A 24,633-nucleotide genomic window follows, 5' to 3' on the forward strand; every position below is an offset into this window, starting at 1 on the left:
TCACTGTTGCCCTGATTGCCCCGATCGCCATGGAAGAAGGCCTGCGCTTCGCGATTCGTGAAGGTGGCCGTACCGTGGGTGCCGGTGTCGTTGCTAAAGTGATTGAATAAAGTAATCCCGTCAGGTCGCAAGCTTTAATGCTTGCGACCTTTTCGCTCTTTGGAAGTACCGCTCTTTAAGGAAAGTTATATGGCAGCTCAAAAAATCCGTATCCGCCTCAAGGCATTTGATTATCGCCTGATTGATCAATCCGCTCTTGAGATTGTTGAAACGGCTAAGCGTACCGGTGCAGTGGTCAAGGGTCCTGTGCCTTTGCCAACTCGTATCGAGCGTTTTGATATTCTGCGTTCACCACACGTTAACAAGACTTCACGTGATCAGTTCGAAATTCGTACTCATCAACGCCTGATGGATATTGTTGATCCAACTGACAAGACTGTTGATGCATTGATGAAGCTGGATCTTCCAGCAGGTGTTGATGTGGAAATCAAGCTGTAAGTTGTAATTTTGAAGTGGGTCGGATATAATCCGACCCTTTCGCGTACCGGGTCGGTCAATTGTAATCGGCCTTTTTAATTATTATAAGGAAACGATCATGAGCTTAGGGCTTATTGGTCGCAAGGTGGGCATGACCCGCATTTTTACCGAAGAAGGCGAAAGCATTCCGGTAACAGTGCTGGAAGTCGTTCCTAACCGTGTGACACAGATCAAGACTGTCGCAAGCGATGGCTATACTGGCCTTCAAGTTGCTTACGGCGAACGTCGTGCTAGTCGTATTGGCAAGGCGCTGACAGGTCACTATGCTAAGGCTGGTGTATCTGCTGGTGTCGGCATCAAGGAATTCTCCGTCGCGGATGACGTCCTGTCGAACTACACTGTTGGTGGTCAAGTGACTGTTGAGCTGTTTCAGGCAGGTCAGCTGGTTGATGTGACTGGTATCTCCATCGGTAAGGGTTTTGCTGGCGCCATCAAGCGTCACAACTTCAGTTCTAACCGTGCTTCCCACGGTAACTCCAGATCCCATAATGTGCCAGGCTCTATCGGTATGGCGCAGGATCCTGGTCGTGTTTTCCCTGGTAAGCGTATGCCTGGTCACCTCGGTGCAGCTAAGACTACCGTGCAGAATCTGCAAGTAGTGCGTGTGGATGCTGAGCGCAATCTCTTGTTGATTAAGGGTGCGATTCCTGGCTCTAAAGGCGGCGATGTTGTCGTGCGCCCTAGCGTGAAGGTGAAGGCATAATGGAAATTAAATTAATTGATAAGAATGGCAAGCCCGCTAAGGCCGGTTTGGCTGTTTCTGAAGCGACTTTCGGTCGTGAATTCAACGAAGCTCTGGTGCATCAGGTAGTGGTTGCCTATCAGGCAAATGCCCGCACCGCAACTCGCGCTCAATTGGGCCGTGGTAATGTAAGTCACACCACGCACAAGCCTTGGAACCAGAAAGGTACGGGTCGTGCCCGTTCTGGTATGAGCTCCAGTCCAATCTGGCGTGGAGGTGGTCGCGCTTTTCCTAACAGCCCTGATGAAAATTTCAGCCATAAGGTTAACCGCAAGGCTTACCGTGCTGGTGTTCGCGCGATTCTGTCCGAGCTGGTTCGTCAAGAGCGTTTGAGCGCGGTTGAAGAGTTTATTGTTGATAGTCCTAAGACCAAGCAATTGGTCGAGAAGATCAAGAGCTTTGGTTATACCGATGGTTTGTTGGTTTTGGTGGACAGTTTCGATGAGAATCTTTACTTGTCCGCTCGCAATCTGCCGCATGTGCTCGTGATTGAAGCGCAATATATCGATCCTGTAAGTTTGGTGCGTTTTCCTAACGTGCTGGCAACCAAGGGTGCGGTCAAGAAACTTGAGGAGATGCTGGCATGAGCGCGTTGACTACACAAGAACGTTTGTTGCAAGTGATTGTTGCGCCACAAATTACAGAAAAGGCTACCCGTGTTGCCGACAAGCATCAGCAAATCGCATTCAAGGTGCGTACTGATGCTACCAAACCTGAAATTAAGGCTGCGGTTGAGTTGGTATTCAAGGTGGAAGTCGATGCTGTGACTGTTGTCAATGTAGGCGGCAAGATCAAGCGCGCTGGTCGTAACTTTGGCCGCCGCAAGGACTGGAAAAAGGCTTATGTAAGCCTGAAGCCAGGTCAAGAAATCAACTTCGCAGCGGGCGAATAGGAGAAATTATGGCACTGATTAAAGTCAAGCCGACTTCCCCAGGCCGGCGCGCCGTAGTAAAGGTGGTAACACCTGAGCTACACAAGGGCAAGCCCTATGCGCCCCTGCTGGAGAAGCAAAGCAAAAATGCTGGCCGTAACAATAACGGTCATATCACGACACGTCACCAAGGTGGCGGTCATAAGCAGCACTACCGTATCGTTGATTTCCGTCGCAATAAGGATGGTATCGTCGCTAAGGTAGAGCGTCTGGAATACGATCCGAATCGTAGTGCGCATCTTGCACTGTTGTGCTATGCCGATGGTGAGCGTCGTTACATCATTGCGCCGCGCGGTGTTTCCGCCGGTGCGCAATTGGTAAGTGGTTCCGATGCACCTATCCGTGCGGGCAATGCATTGCCTTTGCGCAATATTCCTGTTGGTAGCACGATTCATTGCATCGAATTGCAACCAGGTAAGGGTGCGCAAGTTGCACGTTCTGCTGGTACTTCAGTTCAGCTGTTGGCGCGTGAAGGGAGCTATGCCCAGTTGCGTCTGCGCTCTGGTGAAGTTCGCCGTGTGCACGTTGACTGCAAGGCAACCATCGGTGAAGTAGGTAATGAAGAGCATTCATTGCGCTCTATCGGCAAGGCTGGCGCGATGCGTTGGCGCGGTGTTCGTCCTACCGTTCGCGGTGTGGTCATGAACCCGGTCGATCATCCACACGGTGGTGGTGAAGGTAAGACAGCTGCTGGTATGAATCCTGTCAGTCCATGGGGTACGCCTACCAAGGGTTATCGTACCCGTAGCAACAAGCGTACTGATAACATGCGCGTCAGCCGTCGTCCTGCGAATAAGAGGTAATCAATATGGCACGTTCAATTAAAAAAGGGCCATTTGTTGATGGCCATCTGGCAAAAAAAGTAGAAGTGGCTGCTGCTGCTCGCGATAGAAAGCCGATCAAGACTTGGTCGCGCCGCTCTACCATTTTGCCTGATTTCATAGGTTTGACCATTGCGGTTCACAACGGTAAGCAACATGTGCCGGTGCTGATTTCAGAAAACATGGTAGGTCACAAGCTCGGCGAATTTGCGCTGACCCGTACGTTCAAGGGTCACGCTGCCGATAAAAAGGCCAAGAAGTAGGAGAATGACGATGGAAGTATCCGCAGTATTAAGAGGTGTTCATCTGTCCCCGCAGAAGGCTCGCTTGGTGGCTGATTTGATTCGTGGCAAGAAGGTTGATAATGCCCTGAACATTTTGGCTTTCACACCTAAAAAAGGTGCTGAAGTGATCAAGAAGGTGGTTGAGTCTGCGATCGCCAATGCTGAGCATAATGAAGGCGCTGATATCGACGAGTTGAAGGTAACTTCGATTTATGTCGACAAGGGTCTCGTGCTCAAGCGTATTCGTGCTCGTGCCAAGGGTCGTGCTGGACGGATTATCAAACCAACTTGTCACATTACTGTGACGGTCGGTAACTAAAGGAATCGTTATGGGTCAGAAAATTCATCCGTTTGGTTTCCGTCTGAGTGTCCAGAAAAACTGGTCTTCTCGTTGGTATGCCAATAGTCAAAATTTCCCAGCGATGCTGAACAGCGATATCAAGGTTCGTGAGTTCCTGAAGAAGAAGCTGTCTCATGCTGCTGTTAGCAAGATCGTGATTGAGCGTCCTGCAAAAAACGCCAAGATCACTATTTACAGCGCGCGTCCTGGTATCGTGATTGGTAAGAAGGGCGAAGACATCGAATCTTTGCGTTCCAGTCTTCAGGGTCTGATGGGCGTTCCTGTTCATCTGAACATTGAAGAGGTACGTAAGCCAGAAATCGATGCGACACTGATTGCTGAAAGTATTGCGCAACAGCTTGAAAAGCGCGTGATGTTCCGTCGCGCCATGAAGCGTGCAATGCAAAATGCTATGCGTCTGGGTGCTCAAGGTATCAAGATCATGAGTTCAGGTCGTTTGAATGGTATTGAAATCGCACGTACCGAATGGTATCGCGAAGGCCGTGTGCCTTTGCATACATTGCGTGCCGATATCGATTACGGTGTGGCAGAAGCGCAAACTACCTACGGTATCATTGGTATCAAGGTTTGGGTGTTCAAGGGTGAAGTGTTCGGCAACAAGGCTGAACAGGTAGCCGCACCTGCTGAACCAGAAAAGAAAGTAAGAAAGTCGGGGGCGAAAAATGCTGCAACCAGCTAGACAAAAATTCCGTAAGATGCAGAAAGGCCGTAACAAGGGCATCGCAACTACCGGTAACAAGGTAAGCTTTGGCGAGTTCGGTCTTAAGGCAGTTGGTCGTGGTCGCTTGACTGCGCGTCAGATTGAAGCGGCTCGTCGAGTGATGACCCGTCATATCAAGCGTGGTGGCCGCGTTTGGATTCGCATTTTCCCGGATCAGCCGATTTCTAAGAAGCCAGCTGAAGTGCGTATGGGTAATGGTAAGGGTAGTACCGAGTACTACATTGCCCAGATCCAGCCAGGTAAAATGCTGTATGAAATGGACGGCGTTAGCGAAGAGCTGGCGCGTGAAGCGTTCCGATTGGCTGCTGCCAAGCTGCCAATCGAGACTACCTTCATCACTCGTCATATTGGGAGCTGAGCATGAAAGCATCCGAATTGAGAAACAAAACTGTTGAAGAGCTGAACAATGAGCTGATTGAATTGCGCCGTGCACAATTTTCTCTGCGTATGCAGCTTGCAACTCAACAGCTGAACAAAGTTGACCAGGTAGGCAAAGTTCGCCGTGATATTGCTCGCGTTCGTTCTGTGCTTGCTGAAAAAGCCAAATCGGCTAATGCAAGTCAAGCTTAAGCGGAGTCATTATGAGCGAAATTCAAACTGAAAAACTTGTCCGCACTCTGAGCGGTCGTGTCGTTAGCGACAAGATGGACAAGACGGTTACTGTGCTGGTTGAGCGCAAGGTTAAGCATCCCTTGATCGGTAAAGTGGTACGTCGTTCCAACAAGTTCCACGCACACGATGAAAACAACGAGTGCAAAGAAGGTGATCTGGTTGTAATCGAGGAAAGCCGTCCGCTTTCCAAGACTAAAACCTGGCGTGTTAGCAAAATTGTAGAAAAAGCACGTATTGTGTAATAAATATTGCTCCCCTGCTTGCAATAGTTTCGGGGAGCAATATATAATGTCGGACTTTTCGGCGCCCAACAAGCTGGCGCCCCAATACTGACCGTGGTGCTGTCGGCCGATTTTGACAAGCGGCCGGTGTTGGTTTAACGGATTAAGTTGGAGATTATTCTCATGATTCAAATGCAGTCTCGGCTGGAAGTTGCCGATAACACTGGTGCGCGTTCTGTAATGTGCATCAAGGTGTTGGGTGGTTCTAAGCGTCGTTATGCTGGTATTGGTGACATCATCAAGGTCAGTATCAAGGATGCGGCGCCACGTGGTCGCGTCAAAAAAGGCGAGGTCTATAGCGCGGTTGTTGTTCGTACAGCCAAGGGTGTTCGTCGTCCTGACGGTTCCCTGGTCAAGTTCGACACCAATGCTGCGGTATTGTTGAACAACAAGCTGGAACCGATTGGTACCCGTATTTTCGGGCCGGTGACACGTGAGCTGCGTGGCGAGCGTTTCATGAAGATCGTTTCTCTGGCACCCGAAGTTCTATAAGGAGTTGCTGGATGAGTAAGATTCGTAAGGGCGACGAAGTCGTTCTGAATACAGGAAAAGACAAGGGCAAGCGCGGTACAGTTCTGCGCGTGCTGGAGTCCGGCCATGTTCTGGTCGAAGGTATCAACATTGTGAAGAAGCACGCCAAGCCAAACCCAATGCGCGGTGTAACTGGCGGCATCATCAGTAAGGAGATGCCAGTAGACATCTCTAATGTTGCTTTGTTTAATCGTGCCACCCAGAAGGGTGACCGTGTTGGCTTCAAAACATTGGACGATGGTCGTAAGGTCCGTGTATTCAAGTCCAGCGGCGAAGTTGTAGACGCATAAGGGTAAATCATGGCTCGTTTAAAAGATTTTTACAAAGACACCGTGGTTGCACAGCTGACTGAGCAGTTTGGTTACAAGTCTGTGATGGAAGTGCCGCGCATTGAAAAAATCAGCATCAATATGGGTGTTGGTGAAGCGGTTGCAGACAAGAAGATCATGGAAAATGCAGTTGGTGATCTGGAAAAGATTGCTGGTCAGAAGCCTGTTGTGACCAAGGCTAAGAAGTCCATCGCTGGTTTCAAGATCCGTGATGGCTATCCTGTTGGTTGCAAGGTGACCTTGCGTCGTGAACATATGTATGAATTCCTGGATCGCCTGATTACTGTGGCGATTCCTCGTATTCGTGACTTCCGCGGTATTTCTGCCAAGTCCTTCGATGGTCGTGGCAACTACAACCTCGGTGTTCGTGAACAGATTATTTTCCCTGAAATTGAATACGACAAGATTGATGCGTTGCGCGGGATGAATATCACCATCACTACAACTGCAAAGACTGATGAAGAGGCGCGTGCGCTCCTCTCCGCATTCAGCTTCCCTTTTAGGAACTAATCATGGCAAAAACCTGCTTGATTGAACGCGAACAAAAACGTCGCGATACAGTAAAGAAATATGAAGCCAAGCGTGCTGAGTTGACTGCGGCTGCAAATGATGTAAATGCATCAGTTGAAGATCGCCGTGCTGCTCGCAACAAGCTGCAAAGTCTGCCACGTAACTCAAGTCCAGTGCGTCTGCGTAATCGTTGTGCGCTGACTGGTCGTCCACGTGGTGTGTTTAGTAAATTTGGCATTGCGCGCGGCAAGTTGCGCGAGTTGATGATGCGTGGCGAAGTGCCAGGTGTCACCAAGGCTAGCTGGTAACGGAGGAATTTAGTATGAGTATGAGTGATCCGATTGCCGATATGCTGACGCGCATCCGTAATGCGCAGCGCACCAACAAGCCTGTCGTTTCTATGCCTTCTTCCAAACTGAAGGGCGCTATTGCTAGTGTTCTGAAGGATGAAGGTTATATCGATGATTTCGGTGTGCAAGAAGTAGACGGTAAGCCACAACTGAATATCAGCCTGAAGTACTATGCTGGTCGTCCAGTTATCGAGAAGATTGAGCGTGTAAGCCGTCCAGGTTTGCGCATCTATCGTGGTAACCAGGATATTCCTGTTGTGATGAATGGTTTGGGTGTGACGATTGTTTCCACATCCAAAGGTGTAATGACTGATCGTAAAGCACGTGACGCCGGTATCGGTGGCGAAGTGCTGTGCGTAGTGGCTTAAGGGGAAAAATATGTCTCGTGTAGCTAAAAACCCAGTCGCTATCCCTGCCAAGGTTGAAGTTGTTCTGAATGCCGGCAATATTGCTGTTAGCGGTCCTTTGGGCAAGCTTTCACTGCCTTTGACCGGCGATGTCGATGTGCAGCGTGATGGCGACAACATTACTTTTGCAGTTGCTAAAAACAGTCAGCATGCTCGTGCCATGTCCGGTACATTGCGCTCCCTGGTTTTTAATATGGTTACTGGTGTTTCTCAAGGTTTTACACGTAAGTTGAACCTGGTTGGTGTGGGCTACAAGGCTCAGGCTCAAGGTACTACGTTGAATCTTGATTTGGGCTTTTCCCATCCGGTTAATCACAAGATGCCAGAAGGTGTAACTGTTCAGACACCAACGCCTACTGAAATCGTGCTTACAGGTCCAGATAAGCAAGTGGTTGGTCAGGTTGCCGCGCAGATTCGTGCGTATCGTTCACCAGAGCCTTATAAGGGCAAGGGTGTGCGTTACTCCGATGAAGTGGTGATTATCAAAGAAACCAAGAAGAAGTAAGGTTTAGCCATGAATATTGAAAATTCACGCCTGCGTCGTGCACGTAAAACTCGTGCCAAGATCGCTGAGTTGAAAGTCACACGTTTGAGCGTACATCGTAGCAATGGGCATATCTATGCTCAGATCATTGCTCCTACTGGTGACAAGGTTCTTGCCAGTGCTTCAACCCTTGAGGCAGAAGTACGTAAGGATATCAAGAATGGTGGCAACATTGCTGCTGCCACAGTTATTGGTAAACGTATTGCTGAAAAGGCCAAGGCTGCTGGTGTAACAACCGTTGCTTTTGATCGTTCCGGCTACAAATACCACGGTCGTATCAAGGCGTTGGCAGATGCTGCGCGTGAAAACGGCTTGTCCTTCTAATAGACGGGGTTGATGATGGCAAAAGTTGAAATTGAACAGCAGCAAACCGATGGTTTGCGCGAGAAAATGATCGGCGTCAATCGTGTCACCAAAGTGGTGAAGGGTGGCCGTATCATGAGTTTTGCCGCACTGTCAGTCGTTGGTGACGGTGACGGCGGTGTAGGTATGGGCAAGGGCAAGGCGCGTGAAGTGCCAGTTGCCGTGCAAAAGGCAATGGACGAAGCACGTCGTGGCATGATCAAGGTAAGCCTGAATAATGGTACGCTTTATCACGCAGTGACTGGTGTCCATGGTGCTGCCAAGGTATTCATCCAGCCAGCTTCCGAAGGTACCGGTATTATTGCCGGCGGTGCAATGCGCGCTATCTTTGAAGTAATGGGTGTGACGAATGTGCTGGCCAAATGTATCGGTTCTACCAATCCGTACAATGTGGTACGTGCAACTTTGAATGGCCTGCAATCCATGAATACTCCAGCTGAAGTTGCTGCCAAGCGCGGCAAGAGCGTTGAAGAAATCAGAGGTTAATGATGGCTAAGGCAAAAAAAGCAACAGACTTGATCAAGGTAACCTTGGTCAAAAGCACCATCGGTAGAATCCAGTCTCACCGTGCATGTGTAGCAGGCCTTGGTCTGCGCCGTTTGCACCAGACAGTTGAAGTGCAGGACACTCCAGCTAATCGCGGCATGATCAATGCGGTGAGCTATCTGTTAAAGGTAGAAGCATAATGAAACTGAACTCCATTAAGCCTGCAGAGGGCGCTAAGCACGCCAAGCGTCGTGTTGGTCGTGGTATTGGCTCTGGCCTCGGTAAGACTGCCGGTCGTGGTCACAAGGGTCAAAAGTCACGTACTGGTGGCTTCCACAAGGTAGGCTTCGAAGGCGGTCAAATGCCTTTGCAACGTCGTCTGCCAAAGCGTGGTTTCAACTCCCTTACCAAGGCTGATACTGCTCATGTTCGTACAAGCGAGCTGGGTAAGATTGAAGCTGAAGTAATTGATTTGCTGGCGTTGAAACAAGCTAACGTAATTTCTGCAACTGCTCGCTCAGTCAAGGTTTACTTGTCTGGTGAAATCAGTCGTGCTGTGACTTTGCAAGGCTTGTTGCTGAGCAAGGGTGCACGTGCTGCTGTTGAAGCAGCTGGCGGTAAAATCGTAGAGTAATCGATACGTGGCTAACGATAGTATTTTTGGTGCGGTAGGGAAAATGAGTGAGCTCAAGGGCCGTTTGCTGTTCGTGCTGGGTGCTTTAATCGTTTTCCGTCTAGGTGCGCACATTCCGGTTCCTGGTATCGATCCGGATGTGCTTGCCCGCCTGTTTGAATCACAGAGCGGTGGTATTCTGGGCATGTTTAATATGTTCTCGGGCGGTGCCCTGGAACGTTTTACGATTTTTGCCCTGGGTATCATGCCGTATATCTCGGCTTCCATCATCATGCAGCTTCTTACTGTGGTATCCCCGCAGATGGAGCAGTTGAAAAAAGAAGGTGAGAGCGGTCGCCGCACTATTACCAAGTACACCAGATACGGCACAGTGTTTCTGGCAACTTTTCAGGCGCTGGGAATTGCCATCGCGCTAGAAGGTCAAGCCGGTCTTGTGTTAGATCCAGGCCTCATGTTCCGCTTTACCACAGTGATTACCCTTGTGGGTGGTACCATGTTCCTGATGTGGTTGGGTGAGCAGATTACCGAGCGCGGTATTGGAAATGGTATTTCCATTATCATCTTTGCAGGTATCGTTGCTGGCTTGCCACATGCGATTGGCGGTACGCTTGAATTGGCACGTACAGGTGCATTCTCAATACCATTGGTACTGTTCTTGTTTGTTGCCGCAATCCTTGTCACAGCATTTGTTGTGTTCGTGGAACGTGGCCAGCGCAAGATCACTGTCAATTATGCTAAGCGCCAGGTTGGACGTAAGGTATTTGGTGGCCAGACTAGTCACTTGCCACTGAAGTTGAATATGGCTGGTGTGATTCCTCCAATTTTTGCCTCGAGCATAATATTGTTCCCGGCGACAATGGCTGGCTGGTTTGGTAGCCATGAAAGTATGTCTTGGTTGAAGGATATAGGTTCTACCTTATCCCCAGGTCAGCCTCTGTACATTATTTTCTTTGCTACAGCGATTATTTTCTTCTGTTTCTTTTATACGGCATTGGTTTTCAATCCCAAGGAAACAGCGGATAACCTGAAAAAGAGTGGTGCATTTGTTCCTGGGATCCGCCCTGGTGATCAAACTGCCAAGTATATTGATCGCATCATGGGGCGTTTGACCCTGGCTGGTGCCCTCTATATCACTGCAGTGTGCTTATTGCCTGAGTTCTTGATTCTTAAGTTTAATGTTCCGTTCTATTTTGGTGGTACTTCCTTGCTGATTATCGTGGTTGTAACCATGGACTTTATGGCCCAGGTTCAATCCCACCTGATGTCTCATCAGTATGAAGGTCTGCTGAAAAAGGCTAACTTTAAAGGTGGTGCGGGTCTCCCGAGGTAATCAGTAGTATGGCAAAAGAAGATCGTATCGAGATGCAGGGCGAGGTTCTTGAGAACCTTCCAAATGCAACATTCAGGGTCAAGCTAGAAAATGGCCATGTGGTACTAGGCTATATTTCAGGCAAGATGCGTATGCACTATATCCGTATCCTGCCAGGTGACAAGGTTACCGTAGAGATGACCCCTTATGATTTATCGCGTGCGCGGATTATTTTCCGCGCCAAGTAAGATTCTAGCGAAGAGGTGAGAGATGAGAGTTCGTGCATCAGTAAAGACGTTGTGCCGTAATTGCAAGGTGGTTCGCCGCCGTGGTGTGGTGCGTATTATTTGCACTGACCCACGTCATAAGCAACGCCAAGGTTAATTCGGTACGCAAGTTTGTAATAAATGGGGCTAGTTTTTTTAATCTATTTGTTAAAAGCTAGCCAAGCTGTTAAAATTTTGGGCTTTTTTGGCGATTTGATTAAACGATGCGCCATTATTTTGGAGTAGCTACATGGCTCGTATAGCAGGGGTAAATATCCCAAATCATAAACATACCGATATCGCATTGACTTCGATTTACGGTGTGGGTCGTAATACGGCAAAACAAATCTGTCTGGCTGCAGGCGTTTTGGCAACAGCGAAGATCAAGGATCTGAATGACGCTGAAGTCGAGAAGCTGCGCGATGAAGTCGCCAAGTTGCAGGTGGAAGGTGATCTGCGTCGTGAAGTGACTATGAACATCAAGCGTTTGATGGATCTGGGTTGCTACCGTGGTATCCGCCATCGTCGCGGGCTGCCAGTTCGTGGTCAGCGCACTAAGACCAATGCGCGCACTCGCAAGGGTCCAATTAAGCCTATCAAGGCATCCAAGTAAGGAATAGCAAATAATGGCTAAAGCTAACGTACGCGTACGCAAGAAAGTCAAAAAGAATATTGCCGAGGGCATCGCTCACGTGCACGCTTCTTTTAACAACACGATCATTACGATTACTGACCGCCAGGGTAACGCATTGTCTTGGGCAACATCCGGTGGTGCTGGTTTTAAGGGATCTCGTAAGAGTACTCCTTTTGCTGCACAGGTTGCTGCTGAAGCAGCAGGAAAGGCGGCTCAGGAGTGCGGTGTGAAGAATCTTGAAGTACGCATCAAGGGCCCTGGCCCTGGCCGTGAATCTGCAGTTCGTGCTCTGAATGCTGTTGGTTTCAAGATCACCAGTATTTCTGACGTGACTCCGGTTCCGCATAACGGTTGCCGTCCACCCAAGAAACGCCGTATCTAAATTAGATACATGGTCGCGACCACGATGAATCTTTTTTGTCGTGGTTGATTTTATTTGAAGAAATCGAGGACCGTAAGGATAGCTATGCAAAACAGTCCGACTGAATATTTGAAGCCACGTGTTGTTGATGTTGAAGTGATTTCGCCCGTGCGTGCACGTGTGACGCTTGAGCCTATGGAACGTGGTTTTGGTTATACGCTGGGTAATGCCTTGCGTCGTGTATTGCTTTCATCTATTCCTGGCTTTGCAATTACCGAAGTCAAGATTGATGGTGTAGTGCATGAATACTCTACGCTTGATGGCGTGCAGGAAGACGTAGTTGATATCCTGCTGAACCTCAAAGGTGTTGCACTAAAGCTGAACAGCAAGAGCGAAACCACGCTGACTTTGAACAAGTCGGTGGAAGGTGTAGTGACTGCCGGGGATTTTGAAACAGGGCATGATGCTGAAATTGCAAATCCTGATCACGTGATTGCTCACTTGACCAAGGGCGGCAAGATCAATCTTGAAGTCAAGGTTGAGATGGGACGAGGTTATCAGCCGGTACCTGCTCGCCAGAAGGGCGAAGATGAAGACCGTATTCTGGGTTTCATCCAGGTAGATGCTTCTTTCAGCCCTATCAGCAAGGTAAGCTACCATGTTGAAAGTGCGCGTGTTGAGCAGCGTACCGACCTGGATAAGCTGATTATGGATGTGGAAACTAACGGAGTAGTTGAGCCTGAGCAGGCAATCCGTGATGCTGCCCGCATTCTGATGGGTCAGTTGTCTGTATTTGCAGACCTGGAAGGTGCTCCTTCTGAAGTGGAAGTCAAGCATGCTCCTCAAGTTGATCCTATCCTGTTGCGTCCGGTAGATGATCTTGAGCTGACTGTGCGTTCTGCTAATTGCTTGAAGGCGGAAAATATTTATTACATTGGTGACCTGATTCAGCGTACTGAAAATGAGCTGTTGAAAGCGCCAAATCTGGGCCGTAAATCTTTGAATGAGATTAAGGATGTACTGGCCTCTAAGGGCCTGACATTAGGCATGAAACTGGAAAACTGGCCACCAGCTGGCTTGGAAAAGGTGTGAGGGAATCACTATGCGTCATCGCAACAGCAATCGTAAATTAAACCGCACCAGCAGCCATCGTCAGGCTATGTTGCGTAATATGGCTAACTCTTTGCTTCGTCATGAGATCATCAAGACTACTTTGCCTAAGGCAAAGGAACTGCGTCGTGTAGCAGAGCCTTTGATCACTTTGGGCAAGGAAGCTACTCTGGCTAACCGCCGCCTGGCTTTCAACCGTCTGCGTGACCGTGAAATCGTGGGCAAGCTTTTCAGTGACCTGGGTCCACGTTACCAGACACGTAATGGTGGTTACCTGCGCATCCTGAAGTGTGGTTTCCGTGTTGGTGATAATGCGCCTATGGCATTGGTCGAGTTGGTTGATCGTCCAGAGCTGGCAGTTGACGCAGAAGTTGTGACTGCTGAATAAGTAGTCACCTCTGCTACTGATAAAAAAGCCGGTCAAGTACCGGCTTTTTTGCTTTTATTGCTTGTATGACCCTGGTTTGCTGCTTGCTCGTCAGAGTTCGGTATGTTTTTTTTGTGAGCATGCCAGTATTGTATATATCATCAGAATGTCATTCAGGATTGATTAAAAATCCTGGCCTTAAATCATAATACTTAAAGAAATAACTTAATATTTGGTAAAACTGTACGGTTGCTGAATATATAATTTTCTTGTTGCTCTGAACACGGGGACTGGTCCAGGCCGGTAATTCCTTAATAAAATTTGCATAGGTCTGCGAGAGCATATGGCGGATATTCAGGAATCTAAGGAAAGTTTGCAGGAAAGTCTGCAACAGGTAATTACTCTCCTCAACAAGCACAAGCTGGTTGAGGATCTGCTGCATAAACAGGAAATGCCCAAGCAGGAACTGGTGCAGACGCTGGTGCATAGGCAGAACCTGGCTGAATTGCAGAAAAAACTGGATGCACTGCATCCTGCTGACGTTGCCTATATCCTGGAAGCGCTTCCGCTGGAGCAACGTCTGGATGTCTGGGATCTGGTCAAGGCTGAACGTGACGGTGAGATCCTGCTGGAAGTGTCTGATGCGGTACGCCAGACGCTGATTGCGGACATGGATAGCGATGAGCTGCTGGCTGCGGCCGAGCAGCTCGACACTGACGAATTGGCAGATCTGGCGCCTGACCTGCCCAAGGACGTATTGCAGGAGCTATTGGAGAGCCTGGACAGCCGTAACCGTGAGCGGTTGCAGTCTGCCCTGGGTTACCAGGATGATGCGGTTGGTGCCCTGATGGACTTCGATATTGTCACTATCCGTGAAGATATCACCTTGGAAGTGGCTTTGCGCTATTTGCGCCGCATAGGCAGCTTGCCTGATCATACTGATAAGCTGTTTGTCGTGGACCGGAATGACATTCTGCAGGGGGTCTTGCCACTGAAGAGGATGGTGGTCAACGATCTGGATTCTGGCGTGGCTGAGATCATGGCGGACGATGCCGTGGTATTTCACCCTGAAGACAAGGCCGATGAAGCTGCCAAGGCTTTTGAGCGGTATGACTTGGTGACTGCGCCTGTGGTGGATGAGAATAATCGCCTGGTGGGACGCTTGACCGTGGATACGGTGATGGATTACATCCGTGAAGAGGCTGAAAGCGATATGCTTTCCATGGCCGGTTTGCGGGAAGAGGAGGATATTTTCTCCTCTGTCTGGAAGTCGGTGCAGAACCGCTGGACTTGGCTGGCGATCAACCTGGTGACGGCCTTTGTGGCTTCACGCGTAATAGGCCTGTTTGAAGGATCGATCGAGAAAATTGTTGCCCTGGCAGCCTTGATGCCCATCGTTGCAGGCATAGGCGGCAATTCGGGTAACCAGACAACTACCATGATAGTGCGTGGCCTGGCATTGGGTCAGATTTCCACTTATAACACCAAGTCCATGTTGATCAAGGAGTGTGGTGTAGGGCTGCTCAATGGCTTGATCTGGGGTAGCGTGCTAGGTGTTATTGCCTATTGGCTCTATGGAAACATCTCACTGGGCCTGGTAATGACAGCTGCGATGACGTTGAATCTGTTGCTTGCTGCAGTCATGGGGGTGATGATTCCCTTGATCATGGCGACACGGTTCAACCGTGATCCAGCTGTAGGCTCCAGTGTGCTGATCACTGCGGTGACTGACAGCGGTGGTTTCTTTATCTTTCTTGGACTTGCAACCATATTCCTGCTATGAACAACAATGCGCTTTATACCGTGTGGCAAGATCTTGTCACGGATTTCTCATCCGCTGCCGTGCTATGGCAGGTCGGTATTATTATCACCAGCCTGCTGATTGCTTGGTCCATTAATGGCCTGCAACGTGCGCGCCTGGCAAAGCGGGCTGTCAATGTGCATCAGGCAGCGATTGATGGAATTACGCGTATCCTGTTCCCTATTTCATCCTTGCTGATGGTCTGGTTCGGACAACTGGTCATCAATCACTGGTATAACACCAACCTGCTGAAGCTTGCTTCCTATCTTTTGATTGCCATGGCCGTGATACGGCTGGCTGTCTATGTGCTACGTTATGTATTCTCTCCCAGCGGTTGGTTGCGCACGACTGAAAGCATATTTTCAACCACGGTATGGCTGATTCTGGTATTGCATGTCACCGGTTTGCTGCCGGAGATTCTGGAAGCGCTGGACAGCGTCCACTTTACTGTAGGCAAGAGTCCTGTCAGCCTGTTGTTGGTGATACAGGGCTTGCTGACTGTCCTGGTGACGGTTTTCATTGCCTTGTGGCTAAGCCGCCTGGTCGAGAACAGGTTGATGCAGGCGACCAATATCAATATCAATATGCGGGTAGTGATCAACAAGGTTATACGCATTGCCTTCATATTCTTTGCTGTATTGATGGCACTGTCAGCTGTAGGGCTGGATATCACCCTGTTGTCGGTATTTGGCGGTGCCCTGGGGGTAGGTCTGGGCTTTGGCTTGCAGAAGATCGCCAGTAACTATGTCAGTGGTTTTATCATCCTGCTTGATGAGTCCATGAGCCTAGGAGATATTGTCACGATCGGCTCCTATTACGGCATAGTGCAGGAACTACGCTCGCGCTATATGGTACTGCGTCAACTGGATGGTACCGATGTCATCATCCCTAATGAGACTTTGATTACCAGTGCTGTGGTCAACCATACAGCCATACGCCGCCGGGTACCAATCAAGCTGCCTATCCAAGTGGGTTATGATACTGATCTCAGGGCGGCTCTGGCACTGATGGTGGAGGTGGCCAAGCGCCAGAAGCGCGTAATGGTTGATCCTGCTCCTGATGCAAAGCTGGTAGGCTTTGGAGAAAGCGGTATTGACCTGAATTTGACCATGTGGGTGCCTGATCCGGAAAACGGCGCGGGCAGTATCCCTTCAGATGTATATCTTGCTCTATGGGAAGAGTTCAAGGAGCGAGGCATAACCATTCCTTACCCACAGCGAGAAGTCCACCTATACGACCATGGTGTGTCGCAGGACGCGTCCAAGCCCGCATCAAGCGGAGAATCGTCTGGCGCCTGATAACATGGTTAATCAGGCAAAGTGGATCATGTTTGCGGAATAATGAATATCCCAGGCAATAAAAAAGCCCGCATCTGCGGGCTTTTTTAAACAGGCTGAAATTATTTCAGCTTGGTTTCCTTGTACAGGACATGCTTGCGGACAACAGGATCAAACTTCTTGATCTCCATCTTTTCAGGCATGGTGCGCTTGTTCTTGGTCGTTGTGTAGAAATGACCTGTACCAGCGCTGGATTCCAGTTTGATTTTTTCACGCATGATTGAGTCCTTAGATCTTTTCGCCGCTGGCGCGCAGATCAGCCAGAACAGAGTCGATACCGTTCTTGTCGATAGTGCGCAATGCAGCATTGGTGATACGTAGGCTTACCCAGCGGTTTTCGCTCTCGACCCAGAACTTGCGGTTTTGCAGGTTAGGAAGGAAACGACGCTTGGTCTTGTTGTTTGCGTGGGAAACATTATTCCCAACCATCGGCTTTTTGCCGGTTACCTGACATACGCGTGCCATGGTTGACTCCGAAATTCGAAAGACCGCATTTATACCATGAAAAGGAAGTGACTTTCAAGTAAATTCAAAGATTTTTCACTGTATCGTCAGTGTTTTCCCGTGCTGCCAAATCCGCCTTCGCCGCGTTCGCTGGCGACAAACTCATCAACGATATTAAAGCTGGCCTGCACCACAGGCACAATGACTAGCTGGGCAATGCGTTCCATGGGGTTAAGCATGAAGCTTTCCTTGCCGCGGTTCCAGCAGGAAACAAGTAATTGACCCTGGTAATCTGAATCTATCAGGCCGACCAGGTTGCCCAGCACGATACCGTGTTTATGACCCAGGCCTGAGCGTGGCAGTATGAGCGCGGCATAATTCGGGTCGGCCAGGTGAATGGCCATGCCAGTTGGAATCATGATGGTGTCGCCTGGGTGCAGGCTTTGTGTATGTTCGATACAGGCGCGCAGGTCCAATCCTGCCGAGCCCGGGGTGGCGTAGGCGGGCAGCATATGCTGCAGTCTGCTGTCGAGAATTTTGACGTCTATATTAATGCTCATGAAGATTCTTTCTTGTTGGTGTTATCCAGCATAGCGGCAATATGTTGCAGCAATCCGCGTGCAAGTTCCAGCTTGGGGGCCTGCGGCAATGGATGCGAGCCATGGTCGTCCAGTAATATCAGGCTGCTGGCATCCTTGCCCATGGCATCAGTGGCGATATTGGCCGCTATGAGCGGCAGTTTTTTATTGCGGCGTTTTTGTTCAGCGTATTCCAGCAGCTTCTCGCTCTCGGCTGCAAAGCCAACGCAGAAAGGCGCATCCGGCCTGGCAGCTATGGTGGCGAGTATGTCTTGATTGGGTTGCAGCTGGAGTGTGAGTGTAGCATCGCTTTTCTTGATCTTGTGTGCACTGACATGCTGCGGTTTGTAGTCGGCGACGGCTGCCACGGAGATAAAAACGTCCTGTCCACTGATATTGGATTCAACAGCTTGCAGCATCTCCGCTGCCGTGGTGACTGCAATGGTGTTGACCTTGGCCGGAGTTGCCAATGCCACCGGCCCACTGACCAGCGTCACTATCGCCCCCATTTCGCTGGCAGCGCGCGCAATGCTATAACCCATTTTGCCTGAACTATGATTGGTGATCGCCCGTATTGGATCTATCGGCTCAATGGTGGGCCCTGCCGTAATCAGTATGCGTTTGCCTGCAAGCAGCTTGGGTTGAGTGCGGGCGAGGAGTTGTTCCACAATTTCCTCAGGCTCCAGCATGCGTCCCATGCCGGTCTCTCCACAGGCCTGATCACCACTGGCAGGGCCAAGTACATCGATGCCATCATGGTGCAGTTGTTTGATATTGCGGCGGGTGGCAGGGTTGTTCCACATCTGCTGGTTCATTGCCGGTGCGACCATCAATTTGCAGTCCCGGGCCAGGCAGAGTGTGGAAAGCAGGTCATCGGCTGCGCCATGGACGAGCTTGGCAATAAAGTCGGCACTGGCAGGTGCAATGAGGATTGCATCCACTTCGCGTGACAAATCGATATGCGCCATGCCCTTGCTGGAGCCTGCGTCCCATAAGCCGGTGTAGACGGGTTTGCCGGACAATGCCTGGAATGTCAGCGGGGTGACAAACTGGGTGGCGGCTTCAGTCATGACAACCTGCACCTCTATGCCCTGTTTTACCAACAGCCGGACGAGTTCAGCCGCCTTGTAGGCCGCAATGCCGCCTGTGATGCCGAGCAACAGCTTTTTTATGGAATAATGGCTCATCAAGAGATATGTAAATAGACTCAATAAAACAGCTATATGAATTCATTCGATTTTATATGAAAGGCTGAACTGTGGCGATTACTGATTGGCCAGAAGGGGAGAGACCGCGGGAGAAACTGCTGGCAAATGGCGCAGCTGCACTTTCAGACGCTGAGTTGCTGGCAATTTTTCTGCGCACTGGGGTGGCTGGAAAAAGTGCAGTTGACCTAGCTCGGGACTTACTTGGACGATTTTCCAGCTTGAACGGTATTTTTGCTGCCAGCTTGCAGGAAATTTGTGATGTGCACGGCATGGGCACCAGCAAGTTTGTACAGTTGCAGGCGATCTTCGAGATGAGCCGCCGTGCATTGGCTGAAGAAATGCAGGTACGGGATGTGCTGAATTCTCCGCAGCAGGTGAGGCATTATCTCAGTCTCAAGATCGGTGCCTTGCCGCGCGAGGTGTTTATTGTATTGTTTCTTGATGCGCAGAACCGGGTGCTGGCCTATGAGGAGCTGTTTGCCGGCACACTGACGCAGACCAGCGTCTATCCACGTGAGGTGGTGAAGCGTAGTCTGCACCATAATGCGGCTGCTGTCATTTTTGCCCACAATCATCCTTCTGGCGTGGCCGAACCCAGTCAGGCAGACCAAGCATTGACCATGGCGCTCAAGAAAGCACTGGAACTGATGGACGTGCGGGTGTTGGACCACTTTGTCGTGGCGGGTAATGTCACGGTATCGTTTGCAGAGCGTGGGTTACTGTAAATAGCAGGATTGATTGATGGCAGCTGTTTGCCAAGACCAAATGCTGCTGTTATCTGCCCTTGCCACTGAGTGAGCCGCGGTTAAAGTCCTTGTCGCCAGGCGGAATGCAGCGGGTGCCAAACCAGCCACCTTGCGATCCGGGCGGACAATCCTTGCGAGTAGCGGCAGCGGCTTCTGCTGGGCGCGGTTCATCTGCATACTTCCAGCTGCCATCTGCATTCAGGATGATGCGTTCCCCTTCCACTGTAGTGGCATGTTGCGAGGTTTCCACATTGTCGGCCCAAACTGGCGATGCCAATACACTGCCTAGAATGGCAGCGAAAACAAACTGTTTCATGTCATGATCTCCAGACGTTCTGATTTTTATAAGGCGCAATTGTGCCATTATCATAGAGTGACATGCATATTGTAAGGATGGTTCCTGTGAGGCGCGTGTGGAATCAGGCGGGGTTTAATACACATCCCGCACATAACGTTTGTCTTGTGCCATCTTGGCGACATACTGGGCAGCAGCCTCTGCATTCATGTTGCCATGCGTTTGGACGATCTGCTTGAGGGCAGCATCCACATCTTTTGCCATCCGGCTTGCATCACCGCATACGCAGAAATATGCACCCTGTTCCAGCCATTGCCACAGTTCGGCCCCTTGTTCCAGCATGCGGTGCTGGACATAGATTTTTTCTTGCTGATCCCGAGAGAATGCAGTATCGAGGCGATGCAGGTAACCTGCCTGCTGCATGGCCTCCAGCTCTTCGCGGTAGTAAAAATCAGTATCTGCATGCTGCTCGCCGAAGAAAAGCCAATTCTTGCCAGTTGCCCCAGTGGCCTGGCGCTCCTGCATGAAGGCGCGGAATGGCGCGATGCCCGTGCCTGGGCCGACCATGATCAAGGATGTGTCCGGCTGTCTGGGTGGACGGAAATGTGCGGACTTCTGCAGGAAAATCGGGACATCGCTGTTGGCTGCACGATCCGCAAGAAAGGTGGAACAAACACCACCGCGAGGTGCTTGTTTGGTGCCGTAACGTACAACTGAGACTGTCAGGTGGACTTGATCTGGAGAATGTCTGGGGCTGGATGAAATGGAGTAAAGGCGTGGCTGTAAGCGTTTCAATACCGGTAACCATGCATTGGCTTCTACCTTCTTGACCGGGTAGGCATGCAACAGGTCAATAATCTGTTTGCCCCAAAGCCATTGCTTGAGTTCGGCTTTATGCGCATCATCAAGCAGGCTCAACAATTCTTGGCTTCCTGATTGAGTGCTGACGAACTGCAGTAGCTCTGGAGTGATGCGGGTGATTTCGTAATGATGCGACAAGGCTTCTACCAGCGTGATCTCGCCATGATCTTTAACGTGGACCTTGGTGGATGGGGACAGATTCAGGGCTGTCAGCATTTCTCCCACTAGTTCCGGGCTGTTGACGGGCCAGACGCCGAGTGCATCGCCTGCTTCATAGGTGAAGTTACTGTTGCTGAGGTCGAATGCAAACTGTCTTACTTCCTTGTCCGAACCCTCTGCATTCAGGCGTTGATTGACCACAAGCCTGGATTGCAGTGGATGCTGGCGTGTATAACCTGCGGGGACCTTTGTAGCAGTAGCTTCCTTGTCATCAATATCGTTACCGTCCGCCAAGACTAGTTCAGCTTGCTTGACCGTGGCCTTCTGGCTGCTGAGTGCTGCGATTACCTTGTTTAGCCATGGGCGCGCTGTTTCTGCATATTCCGGTTCGCAGTCTGCACGTTCGGTAATCCGGGTAGCGCCCAACGCAGCCAAGCGCGCATCAAGGTTGCGTCCGAAGCCGCAGAACTGGTCATAGTTGGAATCACCAAAGGCCAGCACTGCATAATGCAATGCGGATAATTCAGGCACATCCTCAGCCTGCAGGGCAGACCAGAATTGGCCACCATTGTCGGGTGGGTCGCCGTCACCAAAGGTACTGGCCAGCAAAAGCATATGGGATGCCTTTGCCAGATCGGCAGGTTTTACATCATCCATGCTGCTGAGCATGGTTTGCCAGCCTGCTGCCTGCAAATGTTCCACACATTCTCCTGCAAAGGTTTCTGCATTGCCGGTCTGGGAGGCCCAGAGAATATGGATGCTCGGGCTGGGTGCACTTTGGCCGTCCGTTGATTGCTGACCGGGTTCGCCGGATGGTGTAATCCAGGTCCTGGCAAACAGGCCGGCCAGTATACCGTTAACCAGTGTCCTCTTTTCCGGATGCAATGGCGCGGTGCCTGGAATGGTGGGTACACCTCCACTCTGGCGGGAGGATTCGCTGCGCAGGCCGGTGATATAGCCTTGCAGGTAGAGTTGTTCCTCCGGTTCCAGTTTGATGTCGGGAGAGGCATTCAGGCCCAGCAATTGAGCCAGGGCATCAATATCCTTCATGGCAATTTCCTTCGTATTGTTTGCATTTGCACTTATGCTGGTGCTGGCAGGCGCGTCGTTGCGCTTACTGTTGGTCGATGTGGGCGTTGCCTGCTCTTCGATTTTGGCAAGGGCAACGGCGCTGAACTTGAATTCGGGCTGTTGTGATAAAGGATCGATGGCATCGCTGGTGACGGCATTGATCGCCAGGTCGTCACCAAAGACATCATTCCAGTGGAATGGCGCAAAACAGTTGCCCGGCAATACGCGATCGGTCACGATGGCAGGCAGGATGGCACGACCTCGGCGTGAGCGGATTTCCACGCGGTTCTTATCCTTAATCTCCAGTGCGGCAGCATCCTCGGGGTTGATCTCGATGAATGGGCCGGGATTGAGCTTGTTCAGGGTCGGGATCTTGCCGGTCTTGGTCATCGTGTGCCATTGATGCTGCAGGCGCCCGGTATTGAGCACGATAGGAAAGTCCTGGTCCGGCATTTCTGCAGGAGGTAGATAGGGACGTGCAAAAAATATCCCCCTGCCGCTTTCCGTGGCGAAGGCAATCAATGGACTGCTGCCATCCGCATTGACCTTGTGCTTTTGGCTGATGCCGTCATTGATATAGCGGATAGGATGACGATCCTGGGTACTCTCGGGCGGGCAAGGCCACTGCAGCGGGGTTTCGCGCAGGCGCTCGTGGCTGGTGCCGCGGATATCGTATCCAGTCTTGCTGTTCGAGGCACGGCGGATTTCATTGAATACTTCATCTGCCGAGGCATAGCTGAATCCATCCGCATAACCCATTTCACAGGCAACCCGGGCGATGATCTCCCAGTCTGCCATGGCTTCTCCGGGTGGACTCACTGCTTGCTGCATCAGTGTCATGTTACGTTCGGAGTTGATCATGACCCCTTCGGCCTCCGCCCATAAGGCACCGGGCAATAGAATGTCGGCGTAGCGGTTGGTCTCGGTATCGAGAAAGGCATCTTGGGTGATGACCAGTTCGGCTTTTTGCAGCCCGGCAATGACATTCTGGCGGTTGGCAACACTGGCGACCGGGTTGGTGCAGATGATCCAGCACGCTTTGATCTTGCCAGCGGCCATTTGCTCGAACATGGCGACAGTGCCGCCTGCTGAGCGGGTATGCAATGTACCTGCCGGGATACCCCATAGATTTTCGATGAATGCCCGGTCCTCTTCAACCAACACAGAGCGTTGCCCAGGCAGGCCTGGCCCCATATAGCCCATTTCACGGCCGCCCATGGCATTGGGTTGGCCTGTCAGCGAAAACGGTCCGCTGCCCGGGCGGCATATTGTGCCCGTGGCCAGGTGCAGGTTGCAGAGGGCATTGGTGTGCCAGGTACCGTGAGTGCTTTGGTTCAGGCCCATGGTCCAGCAGCTCATCCAGTTTTTTGCATTGCCTATCCATTCAGCAGCCTGGCGAATATCGGCTTCCGCAATACCCGTGATCTCCGACGCTTTCTCAGGTGTGTAATCTTCCAGAAATTCCGGCATGACTTTCCAGCCTTCGGTGAAGCTGGCAATGAAGTCAGGGTCGGTATGACCATTCTTGTGCAGCAAATGCAAAAGACCATTGAGCAATGCCATATCGGTGCCTGGCCTGATCTGCATGAACAGATGGGCTTTGTCTGCGGTGGTATTGCGGCGTGGGTCGACCACAATTAGCTTGGCGCCAGCCTTGACCCTGTCCATCAAGCGCAGGAACAGGATAGGATGGCAGTCCGCCATATTGGCGCCGATGACGAAGAACAGGTCGGCTTGGTCGAAGTCCTGATAAGAACCAGGCGGACCATCGGCACCCAATGAAAGTTTGTACCCACTTCCAGCGCTTGCCATGCACAGCCTGGAGTTGGATTCGATATTATTGCTGCCGATGTAGCCCTTGATCAGTTTGTTGGCGAGGTATTGCGACTCGATCGACATCTGCCCCGAGACATAGAGCGCCACGGCATCGGGGCCATGCTCGTCTATGATGGCGCGCAGGCGGCGGGCAGACTCCTTGATTGCGATATCAATGCCGGTACGGCCTGGTTCTTCATGACGTTGATGGCGCATATAGGCATGCTCCAGCCTCCCAGAGTTGGCCAATGCCTGGGTGCAGGTATTGCCCTTTGTGCACAGGCGGCCAAAATTGGTGGGGTGTTCCTTGTCCCCAGTCACTTTGATTACGCGGTTGTCCTGGACTTCCATGACAATGCCACACCCAACTCCGCAGTAGGGGCAGACTGATTTCACTTTTGTCATGGCGGTCACCGGATGCTGGCTACGCTGTGGTTTTTACCCACACCATGCCGTCACGCAACTGCACCGGATAGGTATTCAACTGTGTGCTTGCATCTTCCACGCACTCACCGGTGCGTAGCTGGTAGTGGTGCTTGTAGATGGGCGATGCCACCACCGGCTCGCCGCCAAGGTCGCCAACAATGCCGCGCGAAAGTACGTTGGCACCGCTGTGTGGGTCATGGTTATCGATGGCATATAACACATCGCTCTTCATGCGGAAAATCGCAATTTGTCGCCCATTTATCAGGGCGCATACGCCAGTATTGGGCCAGATGTCCTCCAGCGAGCAGACAGCCTGCCAGGTGCCTGCTTGCTCTGCGGGCACGGACATGGGTGGGTTGCCTGCAGTCGGTGAGGTTGCGGTTTGTTGTAATTGATTCATG

General features: G+C 50.9%; 39 protein-coding genes. 32 read left to right on the forward strand and 7 right to left on the reverse strand.

All coding sequences use genetic code 11. The features are described from left to right. The 31 genes from LG200_RS00005 to LG200_RS00155 all read left to right on the forward strand — a co-directional run. Window positions 1–110 (forward strand): EF-Tu C-terminal domain-related protein (locus LG200_RS00005; RefSeq protein ID WP_449812121.1); only part of this gene is annotated, 110 nt, incomplete at its 5' end. Between the two features lie 79 nt (window positions 111–189). Then, on the forward strand, window positions 190–498 hold the full coding sequence (gene rpsJ, locus LG200_RS00010) for a 30S ribosomal protein S10 (protein ID WP_011478646.1): 309 nt from the start codon (window positions 190–192) through the stop codon (window positions 496–498). Between the two features lie 97 nt (window positions 499–595). Then, window positions 596–1,240, forward strand: coding sequence for a 50S ribosomal protein L3 (rplC, locus tag LG200_RS00015; RefSeq protein ID WP_226755561.1), 645 nt, complete (start codon window positions 596–598; stop codon window positions 1,238–1,240). Beyond that, window positions 1,240–1,866: a 50S ribosomal protein L4 gene (rplD, locus tag LG200_RS00020; RefSeq protein ID WP_226755562.1), complete on the forward strand. Its 627-nt coding sequence runs from the start codon at window positions 1,240–1,242 to the stop codon at window positions 1,864–1,866. Before rplC ends, rplD begins: the two co-directional genes overlap by 1 nt. After that, the gene (rplW, locus tag LG200_RS00025; protein ID WP_226755563.1) at window positions 1,863–2,171 is read left to right on the forward strand and encodes a 50S ribosomal protein L23; all 309 of its coding nucleotides are present in this window, start codon (window positions 1,863–1,865) and stop codon (window positions 2,169–2,171) included. The genes rplD and rplW overlap by 4 nt, the downstream gene beginning before the upstream one ends. An 8-nt stretch (window positions 2,172–2,179) precedes the next feature. Further along, window positions 2,180–3,013 (forward strand): 50S ribosomal protein L2, encoded by an 834-nt coding sequence (gene rplB, locus LG200_RS00030; RefSeq protein ID WP_226755564.1) that lies wholly within the window; start codon window positions 2,180–2,182, stop codon window positions 3,011–3,013. Window positions 3,014–3,018: 5 nt separating this feature from the next. Further along, the gene (gene rpsS / locus LG200_RS00035) at window positions 3,019–3,294 is read left to right on the forward strand and encodes a 30S ribosomal protein S19 (RefSeq protein ID WP_226755565.1); all 276 of its coding nucleotides are present in this window, start codon (window positions 3,019–3,021) and stop codon (window positions 3,292–3,294) included. Between the two features lie 10 nt (window positions 3,295–3,304). After that, entirely contained in the window at window positions 3,305–3,634 is a 330-nt protein-coding gene (gene rplV / locus LG200_RS00040; protein WP_226755566.1) for a 50S ribosomal protein L22, read from the forward strand. A 10-nt stretch (window positions 3,635–3,644) separates the two neighbouring features. Continuing rightward, window positions 3,645–4,355, forward strand: coding sequence for a 30S ribosomal protein S3 (gene rpsC / locus LG200_RS00045; RefSeq protein WP_226755567.1), 711 nt, complete (start codon window positions 3,645–3,647; stop codon window positions 4,353–4,355). Then, window positions 4,339–4,755 carry a 50S ribosomal protein L16 gene (gene rplP / locus LG200_RS00050; protein WP_226755568.1) on the forward strand — a complete coding sequence of 139 codons (417 nt, stop codon included), beginning with the start codon at window positions 4,339–4,341 and terminating at the stop codon, window positions 4,753–4,755. Before rpsC ends, rplP begins: the two co-directional genes overlap by 17 nt. A gap of 2 nt (window positions 4,756–4,757) precedes the next feature. Beyond that, a complete protein-coding gene (gene rpmC, locus LG200_RS00055) occupies window positions 4,758–4,967 on the forward strand; it encodes a 50S ribosomal protein L29 (protein ID WP_226755569.1) in 210 nt (69 codons plus the stop codon). A gap of 11 nt (window positions 4,968–4,978) precedes the next feature. Continuing rightward, window positions 4,979–5,251: a 30S ribosomal protein S17 gene (rpsQ, locus tag LG200_RS00060; protein ID WP_226755570.1), complete on the forward strand. Its 273-nt coding sequence runs from the start codon at window positions 4,979–4,981 to the stop codon at window positions 5,249–5,251. 162 nt (window positions 5,252–5,413) lie between these two features. Continuing rightward, window positions 5,414–5,782, forward strand: a complete 369-nt coding sequence (rplN, locus tag LG200_RS00065) for a 50S ribosomal protein L14 (protein WP_226755571.1) — start codon at window positions 5,414–5,416, stop codon at window positions 5,780–5,782. 11 nt (window positions 5,783–5,793) lie between these two features. Further along, window positions 5,794–6,111, forward strand: coding sequence for a 50S ribosomal protein L24 (gene rplX, locus LG200_RS00070; RefSeq protein WP_226755572.1), 318 nt, complete (start codon window positions 5,794–5,796; stop codon window positions 6,109–6,111). 9 nt (window positions 6,112–6,120) lie between these two features. After that, window positions 6,121–6,660, forward strand: a complete 540-nt coding sequence (gene rplE / locus LG200_RS00075; RefSeq protein ID WP_226755573.1) for a 50S ribosomal protein L5 — start codon at window positions 6,121–6,123, stop codon at window positions 6,658–6,660. Window positions 6,661–6,662: 2 nt separating this feature from the next. After that, a complete protein-coding gene (gene rpsN, locus LG200_RS00080) occupies window positions 6,663–6,968 on the forward strand; it encodes a 30S ribosomal protein S14 (RefSeq protein WP_226755574.1) in 306 nt (101 codons plus the stop codon). A gap of 14 nt (window positions 6,969–6,982) precedes the next feature. Further along, on the forward strand, window positions 6,983–7,378 hold the full coding sequence (gene rpsH / locus LG200_RS00085; RefSeq protein ID WP_226755575.1) for a 30S ribosomal protein S8: 396 nt from the start codon (window positions 6,983–6,985) through the stop codon (window positions 7,376–7,378). A 10-nt stretch (window positions 7,379–7,388) separates the two neighbouring features. Continuing rightward, complete coding sequence (gene rplF / locus LG200_RS00090) at window positions 7,389–7,922, forward strand: 50S ribosomal protein L6 (RefSeq protein WP_226755576.1); 534 nt, start codon at window positions 7,389–7,391, stop codon at window positions 7,920–7,922. 9 nt (window positions 7,923–7,931) lie between these two features. Beyond that, entirely contained in the window at window positions 7,932–8,285 is a 354-nt protein-coding gene (gene rplR, locus LG200_RS00095) for a 50S ribosomal protein L18 (protein WP_226755577.1), read from the forward strand. 15 nt (window positions 8,286–8,300) lie between these two features. Further along, window positions 8,301–8,810, forward strand: coding sequence for a 30S ribosomal protein S5 (gene rpsE / locus LG200_RS00100; RefSeq protein WP_089375849.1), 510 nt, complete (start codon window positions 8,301–8,303; stop codon window positions 8,808–8,810). A gap of 2 nt (window positions 8,811–8,812) precedes the next feature. Beyond that, window positions 8,813–9,010, forward strand: coding sequence for a 50S ribosomal protein L30 (gene rpmD, locus LG200_RS00105; RefSeq protein WP_226757260.1), 198 nt, complete (start codon window positions 8,813–8,815; stop codon window positions 9,008–9,010). Further along, a complete protein-coding gene (rplO, locus tag LG200_RS00110; RefSeq protein ID WP_226755578.1) occupies window positions 9,010–9,444 on the forward strand; it encodes a 50S ribosomal protein L15 in 435 nt (144 codons plus the stop codon). Before rpmD ends, rplO begins: the two co-directional genes overlap by 1 nt. 43 nt (window positions 9,445–9,487) lie before the next feature. After that, a complete protein-coding gene (gene secY, locus LG200_RS00115) occupies window positions 9,488–10,774 on the forward strand; it encodes a preprotein translocase subunit SecY (RefSeq protein ID WP_264193822.1) in 1,287 nt (428 codons plus the stop codon). 8 nt (window positions 10,775–10,782) lie between these two features. Continuing rightward, complete coding sequence (infA, locus tag LG200_RS00120; RefSeq protein ID WP_011478668.1) at window positions 10,783–11,001, forward strand: translation initiation factor IF-1; 219 nt, start codon at window positions 10,783–10,785, stop codon at window positions 10,999–11,001. Between the two features lie 22 nt (window positions 11,002–11,023). Continuing rightward, window positions 11,024–11,137: a 50S ribosomal protein L36 gene (rpmJ, locus tag LG200_RS00125; RefSeq protein ID WP_081620790.1), complete on the forward strand. Its 114-nt coding sequence runs from the start codon at window positions 11,024–11,026 to the stop codon at window positions 11,135–11,137. Between the two features lie 132 nt (window positions 11,138–11,269). After that, the gene (gene rpsM / locus LG200_RS00130) at window positions 11,270–11,632 is read left to right on the forward strand and encodes a 30S ribosomal protein S13 (RefSeq protein WP_226755580.1); all 363 of its coding nucleotides are present in this window, start codon (window positions 11,270–11,272) and stop codon (window positions 11,630–11,632) included. A gap of 13 nt (window positions 11,633–11,645) precedes the next feature. Then, on the forward strand, window positions 11,646–12,035 hold the full coding sequence (gene rpsK / locus LG200_RS00135; RefSeq protein WP_011478671.1) for a 30S ribosomal protein S11: 390 nt from the start codon (window positions 11,646–11,648) through the stop codon (window positions 12,033–12,035). Between the two features lie 84 nt (window positions 12,036–12,119). Next, the gene (locus LG200_RS00140; protein WP_226755581.1) at window positions 12,120–13,106 is read left to right on the forward strand and encodes a DNA-directed RNA polymerase subunit alpha; all 987 of its coding nucleotides are present in this window, start codon (window positions 12,120–12,122) and stop codon (window positions 13,104–13,106) included. Window positions 13,107–13,116: 10 nt separating this feature from the next. After that, complete coding sequence (gene rplQ, locus LG200_RS00145; protein ID WP_226755582.1) at window positions 13,117–13,512, forward strand: 50S ribosomal protein L17; 396 nt, start codon at window positions 13,117–13,119, stop codon at window positions 13,510–13,512. Window positions 13,513–13,834: 322 nt separating this feature from the next. Then, window positions 13,835–15,274, forward strand: a complete 1,440-nt coding sequence (mgtE, locus tag LG200_RS00150; RefSeq protein WP_226755583.1) for a magnesium transporter — start codon at window positions 13,835–13,837, stop codon at window positions 15,272–15,274. Further along, window positions 15,271–16,590 carry a mechanosensitive ion channel family protein gene (locus LG200_RS00155; protein ID WP_226755584.1) on the forward strand — a complete coding sequence of 440 codons (1,320 nt, stop codon included), beginning with the start codon at window positions 15,271–15,273 and terminating at the stop codon, window positions 16,588–16,590. Before mgtE ends, LG200_RS00155 begins: the two co-directional genes overlap by 4 nt. A 101-nt stretch (window positions 16,591–16,691) precedes the next feature. On the opposite strand, the gene rpmG is transcribed toward LG200_RS00155, so the two are convergent. The 4 genes from rpmG to coaBC all read right to left on the reverse strand — a co-directional run bounded on the left by rpmG (window position 16,692) and on the right by coaBC (window position 18,838). Continuing rightward, window positions 16,692–16,847, reverse strand: a complete 156-nt coding sequence (gene rpmG / locus LG200_RS00160) for a 50S ribosomal protein L33 (RefSeq protein ID WP_067267382.1) — start codon at window positions 16,845–16,847, stop codon at window positions 16,692–16,694. Between the two features lie 10 nt (window positions 16,848–16,857). Then, the gene (gene rpmB / locus LG200_RS00165; RefSeq protein ID WP_226755585.1) at window positions 16,858–17,094 is read right to left on the reverse strand and encodes a 50S ribosomal protein L28; all 237 of its coding nucleotides are present in this window, start codon (window positions 17,092–17,094) and stop codon (window positions 16,858–16,860) included. 86 nt (window positions 17,095–17,180) lie between these two features. Continuing rightward, entirely contained in the window at window positions 17,181–17,633 is a 453-nt protein-coding gene (gene dut / locus LG200_RS00170) for a dUTP diphosphatase (RefSeq protein ID WP_226755586.1), read from the reverse strand. After that, window positions 17,630–18,838 (reverse strand): bifunctional phosphopantothenoylcysteine decarboxylase/phosphopantothenate--cysteine ligase CoaBC, encoded by a 1,209-nt coding sequence (gene coaBC, locus LG200_RS00175; protein ID WP_226755587.1) that lies wholly within the window; start codon window positions 18,836–18,838, stop codon window positions 17,630–17,632. Before coaBC ends, dut begins: the two co-directional genes overlap by 4 nt. Before the next feature lie 71 nt (window positions 18,839–18,909). Between coaBC and radC the strand changes: the two genes are divergently transcribed. Continuing rightward, window positions 18,910–19,584 carry a RadC family protein gene (gene radC, locus LG200_RS00180; RefSeq protein WP_226755588.1) on the forward strand — a complete coding sequence of 225 codons (675 nt, stop codon included), beginning with the start codon at window positions 18,910–18,912 and terminating at the stop codon, window positions 19,582–19,584. A gap of 49 nt (window positions 19,585–19,633) precedes the next feature. Here radC and LG200_RS00185 read toward each other — a convergent pair whose 3' ends face one another. The 3 genes from LG200_RS00185 to nirD form a co-directional block, all read right to left on the reverse strand. Then, window positions 19,634–19,921, reverse strand: a complete 288-nt coding sequence (locus LG200_RS00185) for a hypothetical protein (RefSeq protein ID WP_226755589.1) — start codon at window positions 19,919–19,921, stop codon at window positions 19,634–19,636. 114 nt (window positions 19,922–20,035) lie between these two features. Further along, entirely contained in the window at window positions 20,036–24,211 is a 4,176-nt protein-coding gene (locus LG200_RS00190) for a sulfite reductase subunit alpha (RefSeq protein ID WP_226755590.1), read from the reverse strand. A 19-nt stretch (window positions 24,212–24,230) separates the two neighbouring features. After that, window positions 24,231–24,632 (reverse strand): nitrite reductase small subunit NirD, encoded by a 402-nt coding sequence (nirD, locus tag LG200_RS00195; RefSeq protein ID WP_226755591.1) that lies wholly within the window; start codon window positions 24,630–24,632, stop codon window positions 24,231–24,233. Window position 24,633: the final 1 nt, after the last annotated feature.

It is taken from the genome of Methylobacillus caricis (assembly GCF_020532705.1).
GTDB lineage: Bacteria > Pseudomonadota > Gammaproteobacteria > Burkholderiales > Methylophilaceae > Methylobacillus > Methylobacillus caricis.